Annotated in this window: 17 protein-coding genes; 9 read left to right on the top strand and 8 right to left on the bottom strand. The window is 45.7% G+C overall.

The annotated features are described in order from the left end of the window. Nucleotides 1-17: 17 nt before the first annotated feature. From L975_RS07840 to agaR, 6 genes are all read right to left on the bottom strand, one after another. On the bottom strand, nt 18-908 hold the full coding sequence (locus tag L975_RS07840; RefSeq protein ID WP_010862491.1) for a PTS system mannose/fructose/sorbose family transporter subunit IID: 891 nt from the start codon (nt 906-908) through the stop codon (nt 18-20). Then, on the bottom strand, nt 898-1,662 hold the full coding sequence (gene agaW / locus L975_RS07835; RefSeq protein ID WP_010862492.1) for a PTS N-acetylgalactosamine transporter subunit IIC: 765 nt from the start codon (nt 1,660-1,662) through the stop codon (nt 898-900). The genes L975_RS07840 and agaW overlap by 11 nt, the downstream gene beginning before the upstream one ends. A 27-nt stretch (nt 1,663-1,689) precedes the next feature. Continuing rightward, nucleotides 1,690-2,190 (bottom strand): PTS N-acetylgalactosamine transporter subunit IIB, encoded by a 501-nt coding sequence (agaV, locus tag L975_RS07830; protein WP_010862493.1) that lies wholly within the window; start codon nt 2,188-2,190, stop codon nt 1,690-1,692. Nucleotides 2,191-2,209: 19 nt separating this feature from the next. Next, nucleotides 2,210-3,379, bottom strand: a complete 1,170-nt coding sequence (locus L975_RS07825; RefSeq protein WP_039044607.1) for an SIS domain-containing protein — start codon at nt 3,377-3,379, stop codon at nt 2,210-2,212. A gap of 12 nt (nt 3,380-3,391) precedes the next feature. Continuing rightward, entirely contained in the window at nt 3,392-4,669 is a 1,278-nt protein-coding gene (gene kbaZ / locus L975_RS07820; RefSeq protein WP_010862495.1) for a tagatose-bisphosphate aldolase subunit KbaZ, read from the bottom strand. Nucleotides 4,670-4,730: 61 nt separating this feature from the next. Continuing rightward, nucleotides 4,731-5,498: a transcriptional repressor AgaR gene (gene agaR / locus L975_RS07815; protein WP_010862496.1), complete on the bottom strand. Its 768-nt coding sequence runs from the start codon at nt 5,496-5,498 to the stop codon at nt 4,731-4,733. A gap of 369 nt (nt 5,499-5,867) precedes the next feature. Here agaR and L975_RS07810 point away from each other — a divergent pair, with 369 nt between their 5' ends. The 8 genes from L975_RS07810 to L975_RS07775 all read left to right on the top strand — a co-directional run bounded on the left by L975_RS07810 (nt 5,868) and on the right by L975_RS07775 (nt 15,600). Beyond that, the gene (locus tag L975_RS07810; RefSeq protein ID WP_039044608.1) at nt 5,868-7,427 is read left to right on the top strand and encodes a sulfatase; all 1,560 of its coding nucleotides are present in this window, start codon (nt 5,868-5,870) and stop codon (nt 7,425-7,427) included. A gap of 47 nt (nt 7,428-7,474) precedes the next feature. Beyond that, a complete protein-coding gene (locus L975_RS07805; protein WP_010862498.1) occupies nt 7,475-8,203 on the top strand; it encodes an oligogalacturonate-specific porin KdgM family protein in 729 nt (242 codons plus the stop codon). Between the two features lie 147 nt (nt 8,204-8,350). Beyond that, entirely contained in the window at nt 8,351-9,589 is a 1,239-nt protein-coding gene (locus tag L975_RS07800) for an anaerobic sulfatase maturase (RefSeq protein WP_039044609.1), read from the top strand. A gap of 27 nt (nt 9,590-9,616) precedes the next feature. Further along, nucleotides 9,617-11,248 carry a sulfatase gene (locus tag L975_RS07795; RefSeq protein WP_047708028.1) on the top strand — a complete coding sequence of 544 codons (1,632 nt, stop codon included), beginning with the start codon at nt 9,617-9,619 and terminating at the stop codon, nt 11,246-11,248. 203 nt (nt 11,249-11,451) lie between these two features. Beyond that, nucleotides 11,452-12,864: a DUF2264 domain-containing protein gene (locus L975_RS07790; protein WP_230400794.1), complete on the top strand. Its 1,413-nt coding sequence runs from the start codon at nt 11,452-11,454 to the stop codon at nt 12,862-12,864. 208 nt (nt 12,865-13,072) lie between these two features. Then, nucleotides 13,073-13,927 (top strand): tagatose bisphosphate family class II aldolase, encoded by an 855-nt coding sequence (locus L975_RS07785; protein WP_039044611.1) that lies wholly within the window; start codon nt 13,073-13,075, stop codon nt 13,925-13,927. Between the two features lie 107 nt (nt 13,928-14,034). Further along, nucleotides 14,035-14,964, top strand: a complete 930-nt coding sequence (locus tag L975_RS07780; RefSeq protein ID WP_047708026.1) for a sugar kinase — start codon at nt 14,035-14,037, stop codon at nt 14,962-14,964. 57 nt (nt 14,965-15,021) lie between these two features. Beyond that, nucleotides 15,022-15,600 (top strand): DJ-1/PfpI family protein, encoded by a 579-nt coding sequence (locus L975_RS07775; protein ID WP_010862504.1) that lies wholly within the window; start codon nt 15,022-15,024, stop codon nt 15,598-15,600. A gap of 129 nt (nt 15,601-15,729) precedes the next feature. On the opposite strand, the gene rimI is transcribed toward L975_RS07775, so the two are convergent. Together rimI and L975_RS07765 are read right to left on the bottom strand one after the other, a co-directional pair. Then, entirely contained in the window at nt 15,730-16,179 is a 450-nt protein-coding gene (rimI, locus tag L975_RS07770; protein ID WP_047708024.1) for a ribosomal protein S18-alanine N-acetyltransferase, read from the bottom strand. Beyond that, on the bottom strand, nt 16,166-16,561 hold the full coding sequence (locus L975_RS07765) for a DNA polymerase III subunit psi (protein WP_047708022.1): 396 nt from the start codon (nt 16,559-16,561) through the stop codon (nt 16,166-16,168). The genes rimI and L975_RS07765 overlap by 14 nt, the downstream gene beginning before the upstream one ends. A gap of 118 nt (nt 16,562-16,679) precedes the next feature. Here L975_RS07765 and rsmC point away from each other — a divergent pair, with 118 nt between their 5' ends. After that, nucleotides 16,680-17,702, top strand: a complete 1,023-nt coding sequence (gene rsmC / locus L975_RS07760) for a 16S rRNA (guanine(1207)-N(2))-methyltransferase RsmC (RefSeq protein WP_047708021.1) — start codon at nt 16,680-16,682, stop codon at nt 17,700-17,702. The last annotated feature ends 207 nt before the right edge of the window (nt 17,703-17,909 follow it).

Raw genomic sequence — 17,909 nt, 5'->3', positions numbered from 1 at the left:
TCCCGATGTATGACTAATTACAGAATTCCAAGCAAGTGACCCACAACGCCAGCAGCAAGAGTGGAGAAAATCAGCACGGGTGGCTTAGCCCAGAATCCGGTACCTTTCACTAACTTAAACATGAAAAACACCAAGGCTAGCGGTAATAGATTGGGCATTATTTTGTCAAAAAGGGCACTTTGGAGTTCGACCACTTTTCCCCCCAACTCCAAGGATGCTGTGGTCTGCACTTTGATAAATGACGCCGACAACGCACCGATGACAAAAATACCCATGATATTGGCGGCCTTTGCCAACTTCTCAGTTGAAGCACTCATATTTACCATGGCTGCTGTACCGGCTTTATAGCCCATAAACATCAAGCCAAAATAAACAGCAAAATGCACAATCTGATATAAGAAGAAGAAAACAAATGGCCCCGCGATTGAGCCTTCCATAGCAATCGACGCCCCCAATGCCAACGTCAATGGCATTAAGGTCATATGGTCGATAGCATCACCAATACCGCCGGTTGGCCCCATACCTGCAACCTTCATCACGTTTACAGTTGAAGGCTTCTCTTTATTCTCCTCCATAGCAATGGCGGTACCCAGCAAGAAGGTAAAGAGTTTCGGGCTAGCATTAAAAAACTGCAGATGGTTTTTTAGGGCCTTAGCAAAATCACGTTTATTATTACCATGAATTTTCTTCAACGCAGGAATAATGGAGTAAGCAAAACCACCGGCCTGCATTCTTTCGAAGTTAAAATTCCCTTCCATAAACAAGCCACGAATAGCACACAGCCACAGATCTTTTTTGCTGATCACTTTACGTGGTGTTGTATCTTCATAGGCATCGATATTATCAATCAAGCTTTCATGTTCGGGAGTCTTGACATGTACGCGCCCGCTAACCAGATCAGATGCCATCTTCAAACTCCTCGACTTGCTTATTGTTATTTCCATTGCCACTAAAGAAGAAATATAGTGCCGCTGCTGATGCGCCCAAAATTGCTACTGCCATAATTGGGAGTTTCAAATAAGTCGTCATCACAAAACCGATGAAGAAAACGCCAGCCACCTCTTTTGACCACATGATTTTAAGCAGCATGGCAAAACCAATCGCCGGAACCATCTTGGCACCGATGCCTAAACCAGTTAATAGTTCTTTCGGTGCATTAGCGTCAATCCAAGCAGCAGCATGTTCACCGAAATAGACCGTGAAGAAAGCGACTACGGCATATAACAACGAACGCAAAGAAATAGTGGCGATCAATAGGCGGTCAATTCCCGCGGAATCCCCTTGCTCTGCACATGCATCCGCTTTACCCATGGTAAATGACGTCATGGCAAAGAAACCAATGACCAGCATTTGCATCAACACAGCAATAGGCATACCGACGCCCATGGCTACGGAAGGTGATTGACCGGTCATAATGGCAAAAGCAACTGCGGCAATTGTTCCCAAAGTAACATCTGGTGGCTGAGCACCGGCATTGGGTACCAGACCTAACCAGGCCAATTCCAAAGTAGCCCCTGCAATCAGACCAACTTGCATATCACCCATAATCAGGCCCACAACGGGGCCAGTAATTAATGGCCGATGGATATTAAGTGCCACATCATATTTATCGATGCCGCACAAAAATGCCCATACAGCTACTAACGTAGCTTCAAATAACATATGTTCATCCTTGTTATACGAAATTAATTACGCAACTTTTTTCGCCAACTCCAACACCGGAACAGGTGCTTGATCTGGTGTATTTTGAATAGTGCAAATCACGCCAGCATCAACCATAGACTCAAAAGCTAAAATATCTTTTTCATCCACCGATACTGTTTTTGCAATTTGCTTCTTACCTTCATGGAAATGCATATTCCCTACATTGCAGTGCGTAATAGGTACCCCACCTTTTACCAAGCGAGCAACATCGGTTGGGTTATTACACAAGATAAAAATCTTTTGCTGTGCAGAGGCTTTATGAATCACATCAATTGTTTTTTGAATACTAAAGAAGCGTACAGCATATTCCCCACCGGCAGATGCTTTCATACCAGCTTGCATAAACGCAGCATTCGGTCCTTCAGCAGCATCATCGTTGGCAACCAGAATCAAGTTAGCTTCAGTATGCTTACCCCAGGTAATTCGGATCTGGCCATGCAACAGACGTTCATCAATACGAGTCCAGACAATATTTGGTGATGACATAAGCTTCCTTCCTTAACTATCAATACTGATCACATAATTTGTGGATGATAACGCCCTGAACCACACGATTGACTTCTCCTGTCGGACATGGGTTGTCAGGAGTTTTCTTTAAAGCTAAAGATTTATGAAATGCATAAATTTGCGCAAACAATAGATACGGGAATAATAATTCAACATCATCAGCATCACTCATATCATGAATATAAAGATGTTGACCTGAGTCAATATTATCATCTTGAGATGCGGCAATAGCGATGACGGCTTTAGCAATATTATCCTTGCGTAACTCATTCAACAGATCGAGATCATATCTTCGGGTATAAGGATCATTAGATATGAAAATAATTACTGTTGTATTGTTATCAACAATCGATTTAGGTCCGTGGCGGAATCCCAACGGGGTATCATATGTCGCCACAATTTCACCCGCCGTCAACTCTAACAGCTTTAATGAGGATTCTTGGGCTAAACCCGCTAAGCATCCACTGCCTAGATAAATAACACGTCCTGTCTCTATATTTGCAGTATCCCGAATTTTTGGTTCTGAGTCTTTGAGCAAACGCACAGAACACTTACAGATACTTTCGATTTTTTTCGAAACTATAATTTCAGGTAAGAAAATCTGCAGGCATGCCAACATCATGGAAGAAAAGCTGGACGTCATGGCAAACGATTGATCGTTAGTCACTGCAGGCATCAGTAATGCACAGGCATTTTCTTTTTCTTGACTGCTTTTATAAAGAGAGCCTTGTGCATTGCAGGTTAAAATCAAGTGGTAAACATTCGAAAGACATTGATCCGCTAACTCAACCGCAGCTAAGCTTTCAGGGCTGTTACCTGAGCGAGCAAAAGAGACTAAAATAGTAGGAATATCTTCGGCCAAATAATGCGTAGGGTTAGCAACCAGATCCGTTGTTGCAATATCCTCCACCCGAATTTTCATATACTTTGACAATAGTGGAGCAATACTCTTCCCTGCAAACGCCGAAGTTCCTGCCCCAGTCAAAATCACACGGACATTTGATGATGACAACGCACGATTTAAAAACAGAGTAATTTCTGACATCTGGTCTTTGACTAAAGAGAAGGTCTCAGCCCAACACTCAGGTTGCTGATTAATCTCTTTAGCAGTCCATTCTGCGCGTAACACTTCTAATTCAGGTAGGGTATAGCTTAGATACGTGGTCATTCCATTAACACCTTAATATACAAAAGCTTGGCTATAGGAGCGAAGAACTTGCTGAATTTTATCAATAATCAACTCTTGCGGATTAGCAGTAATAGCTCCCTCACGCACGCGTTTGAATTGCTCGGGCAAATATTGACTGAGCAAAGGCAGTGGGATATCGACACCAGACAAATTATCAAATAATTTATTTTGCGCCTCATTAACGGCATCATCCGGCCAATAATACCGAATGCGGTCACTAAAACTGTATATCCGTGAGAATCGCTGCTGCTGACGATTGCCGTGATAATATTTTTCCCAATGGTTAGGGTTTTCTCGCATGCAATTTTCGAGGCGTTCACGCAGATTAGAAGTCTGGGATTTGACAACCAACTCCTCTTCTATTGCACAAAGGTTAAATAATGCCTCTCGCATAGCAAACGTTAATGCGGGCCCAACTTTTAATATTGCAAAGTGATCTTGAACTAACTCTTTATACGCTAATTCAGTCTGGTAATCGGTAGAATGCGCCTCAAAAATCATGTGTGGGTATTCATTTACCACTTGGCTTAATTGCGCAGCTTTATCTCTTTCATAATCGATAACACCAGTATGGTTAAACTCAACCCCTGGTTGGACTACGAGGGCAATCACTCGCTCCCAACAATCCGCAATACCGGCATGCTGAAAAGCCTGCAAGTGATACTCAATGGTTGTACGCGCATCTTGTGGCGAAGTGACACTCAGTTCATCTTCAACCTCAGCAGCACCACCCGGCACCGGCACTTCGGTACCAATCACATAGACAAGATCGCTTTGCCCAAAAATCTCTTTGGCCGTTTGCTCTGCAATTTGTGCCAAACGCGCGGCGCGCTGAGCGACAATGGCGTCAGTTAATGGGGTAGGATCACCAGCACACGACATACTGCAATCGAGGTGGATTTTTTTAAATCCGGCCGCTACATAAGCTGCAATCAAATCTTCGGCATGGCGCATCGCCTCTTCTGCTGGCTGCGTTTGCCAACGATTAGGACCAAGATGATCCCCACCTAATACTAAGCGTGCTAATGGAAATTGATATTGCTGCGCTTTCTGTACCACAAAGTCACGAAAATCAGCCGGAGTCATGCCGGTATAACCACCAAACTGGTCAACCTGATTCGATGTCGCTTCAATTAATAAAATTGAATTATCATTCAAGGCCTGTTGTAACGCAGCCTCAATAACAAGTGGATGAGCGGAACAAACAGCATAAACACCGGTATCCTTACCCGACTTATGTGCTTGAATAATTTCTTGTAGAATATTCACTATCTAACTCCATATGTAGCAACATTGCATTACTACGGAGTTAGATAGTATTCACTCTGAGCTAATCGACAATAATTACATTAACTTTCAAGTCATTAAATGCTTTACGATACTCATCAGGAATACCAGCATCAGTAATTATTGTATCAATCGCATCAAATTCACGGATCATATGACAACTGCGACGTCCAAACTTTGATGAATCCAGCACAGCAATAATCTGTCCAGAGATATCACACATCAAACGATTCAGACTGGCTTCTTGCTCATTGTGCGTCGTGATTCCAGCACGTAAATCGAAGCCATCGACACCTAAAAATACTTTATCAAACCGATAATTTTTTAGGCATGCCTCTGCTTGTGATCCTGAAAATGAGAGTGCATTTTTCCTCAGCACGCCACCGGACATTAATACTTCAATACCGGGAGCTGAAGCTAACTCCATAGCAACATCTAAACCATTCGTCATTACAACCACGTCATTATGGGATTTTAAATTCACCGCAATTTCATGCGTAGTTGTCCCAGAATCTAAAATAATGCTGTCGCCATCCTTAACGAGTTCTGCTGCGGCTTTTCCTATTAATGTTTTAATGTCCGAATTGTGGCTTCTTTTTTCATTCACACTAAGCTCGGTCAAAATCCCAGAATTACAGATTGCCGCGCCATGTGAACGCACGATGTAGCCTTTTTTCTCCAAAAAACTCAAGTCGCTACGAATCGTGACCGTCGAAACATTAAATAACACCGCTAAATCCTCAACCTTCGCTTTTCCTTCCTGGTTCACGAGGTTGACTATTTCCATGCGTCTTTCGATCGCACTTTTCATCATTTATCTCCCTGGGGAAACCAACCTTTCGTTTGGTTTCGAAAACAGATTACACGAAAAACATAACGGTTCAACGACTGTATGCCAAAGCTTGATAGCTTTCACATTATTTCAATAAACCTCTTTTACACCATCTACCATACCGCCAAAAGAAAACCAAAACAAAGCATTTACAATCATTAGGTTACGTCACAATCACGACGATAACAATACGAATCACACATAAACACCACCTTCGAATGATTACGTTTGTGACAAAATGCACAATAGATAATCTTTCGTTAACTTACGATAGCGATGGTTGTGACAGATAAAAGAAAGTACAGATTATACATGCTCGTATTTTACTTTGGGATAGGAGTTTAAACGATGTCCATTACGCGGCGAGACTTGCTCAAGGGCGTAGCAGCTTCTGGAGCCTTGATGACGACCAAACTGGTCAGCGCACAAAGCACCAGTACCGTAACGTCAGGAAACCAGACACAACCAATTGCGCAAGATAAGCCTAACCTTCTTATCATTTTCCCTGATGAATTCCGCGCTCAAGCTCTCGGTTTCATGCAGCAAGATAAGAGTTTGACCCCCAATCTGGATAAATTTGCTAAACAGAGTGTTGTTCTAGACCAAGCGGTTTCCAACTTTCCTCTTTGCACGCCATTTCGTGGCATGCTGATGACCGGGCAATACCCTTACCGCAATGGGATCCAAGGCAATAGCCACACTGGCACGCCAGATACCTTTGGCGGCAAAGACTTTGGTATCGAACTGAAAAAAAGCACTCGCACTTGGTCTGATATCCTAAAACAGCAAGGCTATAGCCTCGGCTATATTGGCAAATGGCATCTTGATGCTCCAGAAGCGCCTTTTATTCCAAGCTATAACAATCCATCAGAAGGCCGCTATTGGAATGACTGGACTGCACCAGAGAAACGTCATGGTTTCGATTTCTGGTACTCCTACGGAACCTACGATCTGCACATGACGCCAATGTATTGGACGAACGATACCCCTCGTGATAAGCCATTACAAATCCAGCAATGGAGCCCTGAGCACGAAGCGGATATCGCGATTAAATACTTGCGTAACGAAAATGGGCAATATCGCGATCCTTCGCAGCCCTTCACGCTTGTAGTCTCGATGAATCCACCACATTCACCGTACGACCAAGTACCACAAAAATATCTGGATCGTTTTAAAGGTGAAACATCAAAAACCCTCAATACTCGCCCCAATGTGCAGTGGGATAAAGAGTATTTAGACGGCTATGGGCCAAACTACTTTAAAGAGTACTTGGCAATGGTGAACGGTGTCGATGAACAATTTGGCCGCATTATTGATGAACTGGATAAGCTGAATCTGGCAGAAGATACCTTAGTGGTCTTTTTCTCTGATCACGGCTGCTGTCTCGGCGCTCATGGTGAACCCACCAAAAATACCCACTATGAAGAAGCCATGCGTATTCCAATGATCTTCCGCTGGCCGGGAAAACTAAAGGCCCAACGTAATGATATTTTGTTCTCTGCCCCCGATATTTACCCAACTATTTTTGGTTTAATGGGCATGGAGCAAGCAATTCCTGATACCGTAGAAGGGAAAAACTACGCGAATACATTAAAAAATATTCCTGGAGATGCATTACCTACCTCTCAGCTTTATCTGTTCATGCCATATGGTGGTCAATCTTATGGCCGACGAGGTATCCGTACTAAAGATTATACTTTAGTCATCAATCGTAAAATTGGTAAACCATTGGCTTATACACTGCATGACAATAAAAATGATCCATATCAGCAGAAGAATATAGCCGATGACAATGCTGATGTTATTGAAAAACTCATTCATGATGAACTTATGCCTTGGCTAGAGCACACCGGCGATCCATGGCGTCCAACAACTGTGCCGGCAAATGCCGCTAAAGCCTACACCTGATTTTAATAAAACATTACCTCATATTGTCTCGATTATGGAAAATCGCAATGCATACATTAACTAAAACTATTTTGGTCTTGTCCCTGACAGCGCTCAGCTCTCAAGCTATGGCCAATACTTATAAAACCACGTTGGAATACCGCCATCAATACGTTGATGGTGCAAGAAAACACAGTGATCGAATTAAAGCATTTCTCGATACAGGTAAAAATATAGGCTTTGAACTAGATGCTCGTTACAACAACGAACAAAAAGATAAAATGTTCGACTCCATGAGTATGAACGGGTCTGAGTTTTCAGCATTCTATTATAATAGCTTAAATAAAAACACGACGGGTATTGCTGGTCTTTCTCTCGATTTCGTTCCAGAGGGGCTGATCTACGTTCCTTATGTGCGTCTTAATTACAAATTTGATAACAACATTCGTCTACAAGGCCGTTATAAGTGGAAATTCTGGGATTATGGCATGACGGGTGTTGACGGGCAAAATTACCACTCCAAAATCCAGCAATTCGATACATGGTTAGGTTATAGCTTGCAAAATTGGGATTTCCAATATGAATTCCAAATTTGGCAGGAGATGGTCGATAATGCTAAACCGCTGTTTAATAACAAAGATACCAACTACTCACACAATATCCGTCTAATGTATACCTACAAGACTACGGAAGGCACTGCGTGGAAACCTTTTGTGGAGGTCGGTAATGTCAGTGAAAGCCGTATTACCGATGAACGACAAACTCGCTATCGCGTCGGTATAAAATACACGTGGTAATTTAATGCGTCATAAATCATAAAATAAAAACAAGACCGGCATCCAATAAAAACCTTGTGATGCTGGTCATTTATCGTGCATTGATTACAGCTTAGTATATCAAGTTGCTCATCATCGGATAAATAAACATCAAGGAATATCATCATTATGACTATCACGCAGTTTCATATGATGGCTAAGCCAACGAGTTACCGCTGTAATTTAAAATGCGAATATTGTTTTTATTTAGAAAAAGAAAATAGCTTAGTTGATAACATTAAGACAGAAAAACAAGCGCAACAAAAACAGCCAGACATTATGTCTGACAATATGCTAAGGCAATACATTCGTGATTATATTCATTCTCAGCCAGGTGAGCAGATTGATTTTTCATGGCAAGGTGGTGAACCCACTCTCGCAGGTATAGAATTCTATAAAAAAGCAGTCCAATATCAAAAACAGTATGGCCAAGGTAAAACCGTAACCAACAGTTTTCAAACTAATGCGGTCGCCATCAATAAACAGTGGGCTGAGTTTTTCGCCGAACATAATTTTTTAATCGGAATATCAATCGATGGGCTTCCTGAGGTTCACGATCAGTACCGTATTTCTGTTAACGGCAAACCCACATTTGCGCGTGTTAAACGTGCCATTGAACTATTGATTGAGCATAGCGTCGAATTTAATACCCTCACCGTTATCAACGATAAAAACTGGGATAAAGGTGCCGAAACCTATCATTATTTGAAATCGCTAGGTGCCAAGTACTTACAATTCATCCCCATTATCGAAGTAGCCGAGAGCGCGCAAAACTCTTCACACCATTATGCTCCAGGGCCAAATCCTACACTCTGCGCCTTCTCCGTTCCAGCTCACGGTTACGGAACCTTTATGACCGCCGTGTTCGATGAATGGCTCAAAGAGGATGTTGGAACCATTTTTGTGCGTATGTTTGACAGCATCTTAGCCACTTGGCTTGGCCACCCAGCCTCGGTTTGCGTGCAATCTAAAGAGTGTGGCCAAGCCGTGGTCATTGAAGCCAACGGTGATGTGTACTCCTGCGATCACTACGTCTACCCCGCCAACAACTTGGGCAATATCAAACAAACCGAACTCATCAAGATAGTTAACAACAAAAAACAGCTTCAGTTTGCCAAAGCTAAATCCAGCAAGCTTACCGAACAATGCCAGCAATGTGACGTACACAAATTATGTTATGGCGGCTGTCCAAAACATCGCATCGTCACCATCAACGGTGAAAAACATAAACAAAATTACTTGTGTCCTTCCTATCAACAAATTTTCAAACATACCGCGCCAGCCATGCACATGATGCGACAAAGCATTTTGCAAGGAGGCACCGCGCAAGACGCAGTAGCAACGTTATTACGCATGAAAAGACAATAAATCGAAAATCAGTCCAAGGAGAGATGAATGGGACTCATTGCCTCAAAGAAAAGTCTGATCGCTAGTATGATCGCCGCCTCATTGGTGGCAGCGCCAGCGATATCGGTTGCCAAAACTACCGCAGACCAACCTAACGTACTCTTAATCATCATGGATGATTTAGGTACCGGACAACTTGATTTTGCCATCGATAATTTGAATAAAGAGGAGCTGGCTAAACGTCCGGTTCCCGTCCGCTACCAAGGGGACTTTGACAAGATGCTGGACGCCGCCCAGCGCTCTATGCCCAATGTCAGTGCGTTGGCAAAAGATGGGATCAAAATGACCAATGCCTTTGTGGCGCATCCAGTTTGTGGCCCATCGCGTGCAGGTATTTTCACCGGTCGTCATCCCACCAGCTTTGGTACTTACAGTAATGATGATGCGCTGTTGGGCGTTCCTTTAGATATCACCTTGCTGCCAAAACTGTTCCAAGATAACGGGTATGCCACGGCCAATATTGGCAAATGGCACAATGCAAAAATAGCCAGCAAAGATAAAGTTGATGAGTCAAAACGCACTCGAGATTATCACGATATCCAAATCCCCGTCATCGCGGCAGGCTTTGGCCCAGAAGAGCGTGGCTTTGATTACTCTTATAGTTATTATGCTTCGGGTGCTGCGCTTTTTAACTCACCAGCCATCTACCAAAATGGGAAAAATATCCCCTCTCCAGGCTACCTAACCCATAACCTGACCGATGAAGCAATGAATTTCATCAATCAGGCCAAAGACAAACCCTTTTTTATCAATCTCGCCTACAGCGTACCGCATATTCCTCTTGAACAGGCTTCGCCGGCCAAATACATGGATAAATTCAATACCGGTAATGTCGAAGCGGATAAGTATTTTGCTGCCCTCAACGCGGCCGATGAAGGTATTGGCCAAATCATTAGCCTGCTCAAAGAGCAAGGTAAACTCGACAATACATTGATCTTCTTCCTCTCTGATAACGGTGCCGTGCATGAATCACCAATGCCGATGAACGGCATGGATCGGGGCTACAAAGGGCAAATGTACAATGGTGGTGTTCGCGTACCTTTCATTGCCCATTGGCCAAGCAAGATTCCATCCGGGCAACAAAGCGATACGTTGGTTTCCGCTCTGGATATTTTACCTACCGCACTGACCGCCGCTGGAATTAATATTCCAGCTGATATGCAGTTAGACGGCAAAAATATTCTTCCGGTCTTAAGTGGTAAAGCAGACAAATCCCCACACCAATATCTGTATTGGGCCGGCCCTGGGGCTAAACACTACAGCGAAGAAAATGATCCATTCTGGTTAGGCTACTGGAAATGGATCACTTACGAAACCAACGAGGCGCCAAACAATCCGAACTTAGAAAAACTGTCCAAAGGCTCTTGGGCTATTCGTGATCAAGATTGGGCTTTATATTTTTATGATGATGGCAGTAACAAGGTCAAATTGTTTAATGACAAGTTAGATCCTGCTGAAAGCCAAGATTTAACACAAAAATATCCCGAGAAAGTGGCTGAAATGAAAGCGGCGTTCTATGACTGGATAAAGACCAAGCCAAAACCAGTAGCATGGGGTCAAGATCGCTACCAGATACTGACTGAGTCGGCGCAAACTCCACCTAATCTTGCGAAAAACTGATCATTACCGATGATTGAAAATCAGGAAAGTCACCTTTTAGGTGGCTTTCCTGCCCTCACCACACATCGCAGGAAAACCGCAACATGATGATCAACTCACAAATCCCACAAACCAATAAACCACAAGATTCAACTGCCTATCATCCCAAAGAAATTCGAGCCACCGAGCGGCCGCAAATTCCCTATGAACATCCTGATTTATCCATGTATTGGCAACTGTTTCGCCAGCGATTAATCCGCCTCAAGCACAAGCGCAAACCTTATCGTCAGCATGATCGCCACCTGCAAACTCTCTTTCAAGCTGAACAAGATCTCCTGACGCTATGCCAATCTTTAGTACAGTATGTTGCCGAAGGATTTGTGCATTACAGTGTATGGGATCACACCCACGCCTACTATCCTGGCCGACCAAGTCAGCAAAATGCTAGAACGGATGCTGTTGAAGGGGTTAGTCGAGTGTTACCAACACTGGCCGCTTGGCTACATCACAACCGCGGTCATGGCACGCTACAGGGCTTAAATCAACAACCTATCGATGTTATTACGCTCCTATCGCAAGTCTTTATCAGCGGTACTGATCCGCAACATCCCGGATATTGGGGTACCTTACATGACTATGATCAGCGTATTTGTGAAGCTGCCGACCTAGCATTGGCGCTCTGGTTAGCCAAAGAATGGATTTGGGAGCACTACTCTTCGCAACAACAAGCTCAAATCATCGCCTGGTTTCGTCAGGTCAATCAACTCTCAACCGTCGATAACAACTGGCATCTGTTTGCTCTAACTGTTCAAGCTGTGATCTATGCATTAACCGGTGATAACTCTATCGATATTGAAAAATATAATCGGATCAAAGAGTTTCATGTAGGAGACGGCTGGTTTCGCGATGGCGCCAAAGGCAACTATGATTACTACAACGCATGGGGATTCCATTACTCTTTATACTGGCTAGACCAAATCCTTCCAGACTTTGATCGCGAATTTATTCGTGCCACCAGCGCCCAATTCACCCAACACTATCGCTACTTTTTTACCCCTAAGGGTCTTCCCTTTTTTGGCCGCAGTGCCTGCTATCGATTGGCGGCCGCAGCCCCCCTAATCGCCAGTGTGCATCAACAAACTGATAGCATTGGTGTAGGTGAAGCCAAACGAGCATTTAGGACAACACTTAGCTACTTTATCAGCAATGGTGCCATGGAAGCCGGAGCACCAACCCAAGGCTTATTTGCAACCGATCCACGCCTTATCGACAACTACAGCGGCCCCGCCAGCAGCTTCTGGTCATTACGCGCCCTGAATATCGCACTTTTCTGCGGTAATCACATCCACTTGTGGGACAGTCCTGAAACGCCATTACCGATTGAACAAGCCGATTTCGCGTTTACCATCCCAACCATCAACGCTAGCGTGCAAGGTATTCGTGCAACACAGGAAGTCGTCGTGCTATTTCATAATGACTACATCCACCAGCAAGATCCGCTCAGTCGTCGTTTAGAAAAGCAATCCTGGCGTGCCCATATCCAAGAGTTGCTGCTGGGCCGTGCTACCCGCCCCAAAAACAACCTGCTGCGCAAAGGTATAACCTGTTATAGCTCTAAAATGAGCCATTTTTTCTAAATTCTCTGTCGTTCTATCCCAAAATCACATATCGAAAGCTGACAAAAGTAAGTCAGCTTTTATTTTTTCATTTCCTCGTCCTTGAAAACCGCCAAAAACTTTCATTTACATTCGAAAACAACATCCATCTGTGATCGAGATCTTTTCACTTTCTTTCACTTTCAAATATCATCAATGCGAAACCCAATGAAGGATTGTTGAGGCTATTATGTTTTTGGTGTCATCTCGCGATATGCTGCTCAAGGCACAACAAGGCGGTTATGCCGTCCCTGCATTTAATATTCATAATCTAGAAACGATTCAGGTTGTTATCGAAACAGCCGCCGAAATGCGCTCGCCTGTCATCATGGCTGGAACCCCTGGTACATTCAGCTACGCCGGAACCCGCTATTTAGTCCAAATTTGCCAAGAAGCGGCGCGCCAATACCAGATCCCGATGGCATTACATTTGGATCACCACGAATCCTTTAGCGATATCTGCCATAAAGTCGATGCCGGCGTAAAGTCCGTCATGATCGATGGTTCTCATCACAATTTCGCCGAAAATATCGCTTTAACTCGTCAAGTGGTGGATTATTGTCATCGCTGGGACTGCAGCGTTGAAGCTGAATTAGGTCGTTTAGGTGGGCAAGAAGACGATCTGGTGGTTGATGCAAAAGATGCACTGTATACCGATCCACACTCCGCTGTTGAATTTATCAAAACGACGGGGATCGATTCTCTGGCTATAGCCATCGGTACCGCTCACGGTATGTACAAAGAGCAACCTCGTCTCGATTTTGAACGTCTGGCTAAAATTCGCGCGCTGACTGATACCCCATTGGTACTGCATGGCGCCTCAGGCGTACCTGATGCTGACGTACGCCGCTGTATCGAACTTGGGATCACCAAAGTGAACGTGGCAACTGAACTGAAAATTGCCTTCTCGGATGCCCTCAAAGCCTATTTCTTCGCCAATCCAGATGCCAACGATCCACGCCATTACATCGTCCCAGCTAAGCAAGCTATGCAACAAATCGTGATGGATAAGATCCGCGTGTGTGGCAGTGCAGATAAAGCCTAACGGCAGCCCCCTTTTCTTGATAGTTCTGAGTGATGTAAAACTTCTATGTTTACGGGGTCACCTGTAAACATAGCTTTTTACTTCATCGCTTCTACATAGGAGTCATTATGCCTGCCAAGATAGCAGTGATCGGTGAATGCATGATTGAAATGAGCGGCAAGCCATTTCACACGCAAACTCAAGCGTTCGGTGGAGATACATTAAACACTGCTATTTATTTATCTCGGTTACTACCCGATGCCACATTGTCTTACATCACCGCGCTGGGTACCGATGAATACAGCGATTTAATGCAGCAAGCCTGGCAAAACGAAGGCATCGATTGCCAATTTGTATTTCGTGACAAATACAAGCTGCCCGGCCTCTACGCTATTACCACCTCTGACGATGGCGAGCGCAGTTTTCACTATTGGCGTAGTGACTCCGCCGCTAAGCAGCTATGCGATCAACCGGGCTTTAGCGCCGCGCTGTCATACATGCGAACATGCGATCTGATTTATCTCTCTGGGATCTCTCTGGCTATTTTACCTGAACACGCCAAAGTTAAATTACTCAACGCGTTGCAGGATCTTAAAGCGCGCGGCGTCACCATTGCTGTTGATTCTAATTACCGGCCTAAGCTATGGCTCAGTCATACCGCCGCTCGTGAATGGATGAGCCAACTGTACCAACTCGCCGATTTAGCATTATTAACCGTCGACGATGAAAATCTTCTCTACCAAACACCGCTCGCCACACCAGAGCAAGTGGCTGAGCGTGTTGCCGGTTTAGGCGTCACACAAATTGTACTTAAGCTCGGAAAAGAAGGGGCTATCTGGTATCAACAAGGGCAATCAGAGGCTGTGCCAGCAGAAGTAATTACTCACATCGTTGATACAACCGCCGCCGGTGACTCATTTAATGCCGCATTTATTGCCGCAAAATTACAGGGCAAAGGATTATCGGAATGTTGCCAATGGGGTAATAAACTGGCAGGCACCGTCATTCAACATCGCGGAGCCATTATTGCTAAAGAACAACTTCCAGCCTTGGTATAAGGCATAACACCTCTCTCATGCCTTGGTCTTACTACATCACGATTTAAGCAGGATATTATGTCAGAGCAAAAACGGGTTGCTGTACTGTTAGCAGATGGCTTTGAAGAAGCTGAAGCAGTCGTCTTTATTGATATTATGCGTCGCCTTGACATCGCTGTGGATGTGCTCTCCTGCATGGCAGATACGCAACTTAATAGCTATTTCCAAACACGGATCAGTGCCGATTACACACTCGCTCAGCGTGCCGATGTACTGTATGACGCAGTCATGATGCCTGGTGGCCCAAAAGGAACGGATAACCTCACCGCTAACTCACAGGTCATCACTTTCTTGCAACGCCATATTCTGGCGAAAAAATATATCTGCGCACTGTGCTCGTCCTCAGCCAAAGTTTTAGCGGCGCACCATTTACTTGCCGGTCGCAACTACACCACAGGCGATAAACTGGCCGACAAATTCACCGATGGGCATTTCACGGGGGAAAAAGTGGTCGTGGCCGATCACTTTATTACCGGCCGTGGACTCGGCGTAAGCTTCGAGTTCTCCTTTACGGTCGCCCACTATTTGTTACAGGGAGCACCTAAAGTCGCAGCACAAGCCGAGCACATTTACTTTGACTACTGGCGACACCCGTAACTTGCCTTTCGCAATTTAGTTCACACCTAAACCACCGCGATAACCTTTGACCGGCCCATCACTAGCAATGTTGGCCGGTCTTTTTTACCCAATCAAATTGCACAACTAAATGACACTACACCAACGCTATCAGCCCAGCGGCAATGCCATGATCACCGCATCTTCACGCCCATCCGCCGTCGGATAGTAATTTTTGCGCCGACTCACTTCATTAAAGCCTTCCGCCTCATACAAGGCGCGCGCAGGAGTGTTCGATTCGCGCACTTCCAGCCATAACGTCACAATTCCGCGTTCTTCTAAACGCTCAACCAGTGCTTGCAGCAAGGCGCGCCCGAAGCCTTGGCCCTGACACAGCGGGTCGACCGCCAGATTGAACAAGGTCGCTTCATCCAGCACAGTCTGGCAAATCGCAAATCCGGCCGGCACCTCTTCACGCAGCAGCTGCAAATTCAGGTAACGCTCGCCAAAATTATCGCGAAAGGTTTGCTTGCTCCACGGAAATGCATGCGCCGCACGCTCAATGGGGTATACACGCTCCCACTCTGCGGCGTCTAATTCACAGATATTATAGTTGTTCATAGGTTACGATTTGCTGCCATAGTTGCCGTTTTGCCTGTGCATCTGTTCCGAATCGCGCCAACACCGGTGAGTGCAACGCCCGACAACCGTCAGGAATTTCTGCCTCACAGCCCATCAGCCAAAACCAGCACGGCTGGGCGATACGTAAAAATGCGACCTGCTCCGGTCGGATGCAGCACACCTGCTCCGCCGTTACCTGCAAGGTACTTAGCACGTCCTGACACAGGCGTACACTCAGTGCAGGCGGCTGCTCCGCCACAATCACCAGACGGATATGTGGGCCGACCGCTACCGACACATCCCCTTGCAATAAGGAAGGATGCCGCAACTGCCACTGGGTGATCCCCATCTGCTCTAATATCCAGTCTCGTCTTGTCACCATACGCCTTACGATCATGCCATCTTGAAAGAATAATAGGGTAACAGACCTTCCGTAGCAGTCACAGCTCCGGCAAGATCCTTTATACTGGCGTTTTGTCCCTGATATTCGAGAAAACACCATGCTGTGCGCTGCCAGTGAAGTTCTGCAACGTCATGAAGATGAATTTGCCTCCCGCCATGTGCTGTTTGCCGGCGATCTGCAGGATGACTATTGCCTGCATATGCCTGCGGCATCCCGCCGTGTGCATACCGCTCACTACGCTCGCTTCCTGAGCCTGCGCCCACGTCTGGGCGATGCCATCAGCTATGGCATTATGGCAGATGCCAAATGGGTTGAGGGTACCGATACCCTCATCTATTACTGGCCAAAAACCAAACAAGAAGCGCTGATGCAACTCAGCCAGCTGTGCAGCATCCTGCCTGCCGGTTGCGATATCTTTATTGTGGGGGAAAATCGGGTTGGCGTACGCTCAGCGGAAAGCCTGCTCAGCGCCTACGGCAATGCCCACAAAATTGACTCAGCTCGCCGCTGTGGCCTGTACCACCTGCACCTGACCGCGCAAGCACCATTCGCGTTAGAGCAATGGTGGCACAGCTATGCGCTGGATACGCTGACCATTCACGCCCTGACCGGCGTCTTTAGCAGTGGTGAGCTGGATACCGGTACGCGTCTGCTGCTCTCCACCTTAAGCGAACCACGCCAAGGCCGTGCACTGGATGTGGGCTGCGGGGCGGGCGTGATCGGTGCACATCTGGCGCAGCAATCGCCAAGCCTGCAGGTCACCCTAAGCGATATCAATGCCATGGCGGTAGAATCCGCGCGCGTGACACTGGCCAATAACCAGCTCACCGGCACGGTTCTGGCCAGCGATGTGTTCTCCGATATCAGCGACCGCTTTGATCTGATTGTCTCCAACCCACCGTTCCATGATGGTGCCGATACCTGCTATCGCGCGACAGAGCTCTTGATCCGTGAAGCGCCACAGCACCTGCTGCCAGGCGGAGAGCTGCAAATTGTTGCCAACGCATTTTTGCCTTATCCGGACCTGCTCGATAGCGTATTTGGTGCCCATGAAGTGCTGGCCGTCACCGGTCGTTTCAAAGTTTACCGCGCCGTTTTAACGCGAAACGCGGGCAAATGATGATTTTTACAGCAAACAATCGCCAAATGACGATTTTTTTAAATTAATGATTGACGGCGCGGGGGAAATCGCTAAAAATGCGCCCCCGTAGCCAGTGAGATTATCGCTCACTGATTACCTCAGAACGAAGACTGCGAAGGTGGCGGAATTGGTAGACGCGCTAGCTTCAGGTGTTAGTGTCTTAACGGACGTGAGGGTTCAAGTCCC

It is taken from the genome of Plesiomonas sp. ZOR0011 (assembly GCF_000800945.1).
Taxonomy (GTDB): domain Bacteria; phylum Pseudomonadota; class Gammaproteobacteria; order Enterobacterales; family CAMTGL01; genus Plesiomonas; species Plesiomonas shigelloides.
Note: the sequence above shows the minus strand (reverse complement) of the source record. Positions and strands in the feature narration are given on the sequence as shown.

Excerpts from the sequence above, each read along its gene's own strand:
- L975_RS07840 (WP_010862491.1), bottom strand. The coding sequence starts at position 908 with ATGGCATCTGATCTGGTTAGCGGGCGCGTACATGTCAAGACTCCCGAA.
- agaW (WP_010862492.1), bottom strand. The coding sequence starts at position 1,662 with ATGTTATTTGAAGCTACGTTAGTAGCTGTATGGGCATTTTTGTGCGGC.
- agaV (WP_010862493.1), bottom strand. The coding sequence starts at position 2,190 with ATGTCATCACCAAATATTGTCTGGACTCGTATTGATGAACGTCTGTTG.
- L975_RS07825 (WP_039044607.1), bottom strand. The coding sequence starts at position 3,379 with ATGACCACGTATCTAAGCTATACCCTACCTGAATTAGAAGTGTTACGC.
- agaR (WP_010862496.1), bottom strand. The coding sequence starts at position 5,498 with ATGAAAAGTGCGATCGAAAGACGCATGGAAATAGTCAACCTCGTGAAC.
- L975_RS07810 (WP_039044608.1), top strand. The coding sequence starts at position 5,868 with ATGTCCATTACGCGGCGAGACTTGCTCAAGGGCGTAGCAGCTTCTGGA.
- L975_RS07805 (WP_010862498.1), top strand. The coding sequence starts at position 7,475 with ATGCATACATTAACTAAAACTATTTTGGTCTTGTCCCTGACAGCGCTC.
- L975_RS07800 (WP_039044609.1), top strand. The coding sequence starts at position 8,351 with ATGACTATCACGCAGTTTCATATGATGGCTAAGCCAACGAGTTACCGC.
- L975_RS07795 (WP_047708028.1), top strand. The coding sequence starts at position 9,617 with ATGGGACTCATTGCCTCAAAGAAAAGTCTGATCGCTAGTATGATCGCC.
- L975_RS07790 (WP_230400794.1), top strand. The coding sequence starts at position 11,452 with ATGTATTGGCAACTGTTTCGCCAGCGATTAATCCGCCTCAAGCACAAG.
- L975_RS07785 (WP_039044611.1), top strand. The coding sequence starts at position 13,073 with ATGTTTTTGGTGTCATCTCGCGATATGCTGCTCAAGGCACAACAAGGC.
- L975_RS07780 (WP_047708026.1), top strand. The coding sequence starts at position 14,035 with ATGCCTGCCAAGATAGCAGTGATCGGTGAATGCATGATTGAAATGAGC.
- L975_RS07775 (WP_010862504.1), top strand. The coding sequence starts at position 15,022 with ATGTCAGAGCAAAAACGGGTTGCTGTACTGTTAGCAGATGGCTTTGAA.
- rimI (WP_047708024.1), bottom strand. The coding sequence starts at position 16,179 with ATGAACAACTATAATATCTGTGAATTAGACGCCGCAGAGTGGGAGCGT.
- L975_RS07765 (WP_047708022.1), bottom strand. The coding sequence starts at position 16,561 with ATGGTGACAAGACGAGACTGGATATTAGAGCAGATGGGGATCACCCAG.
- rsmC (WP_047708021.1), top strand. The coding sequence starts at position 16,680 with ATGCTGTGCGCTGCCAGTGAAGTTCTGCAACGTCATGAAGATGAATTT.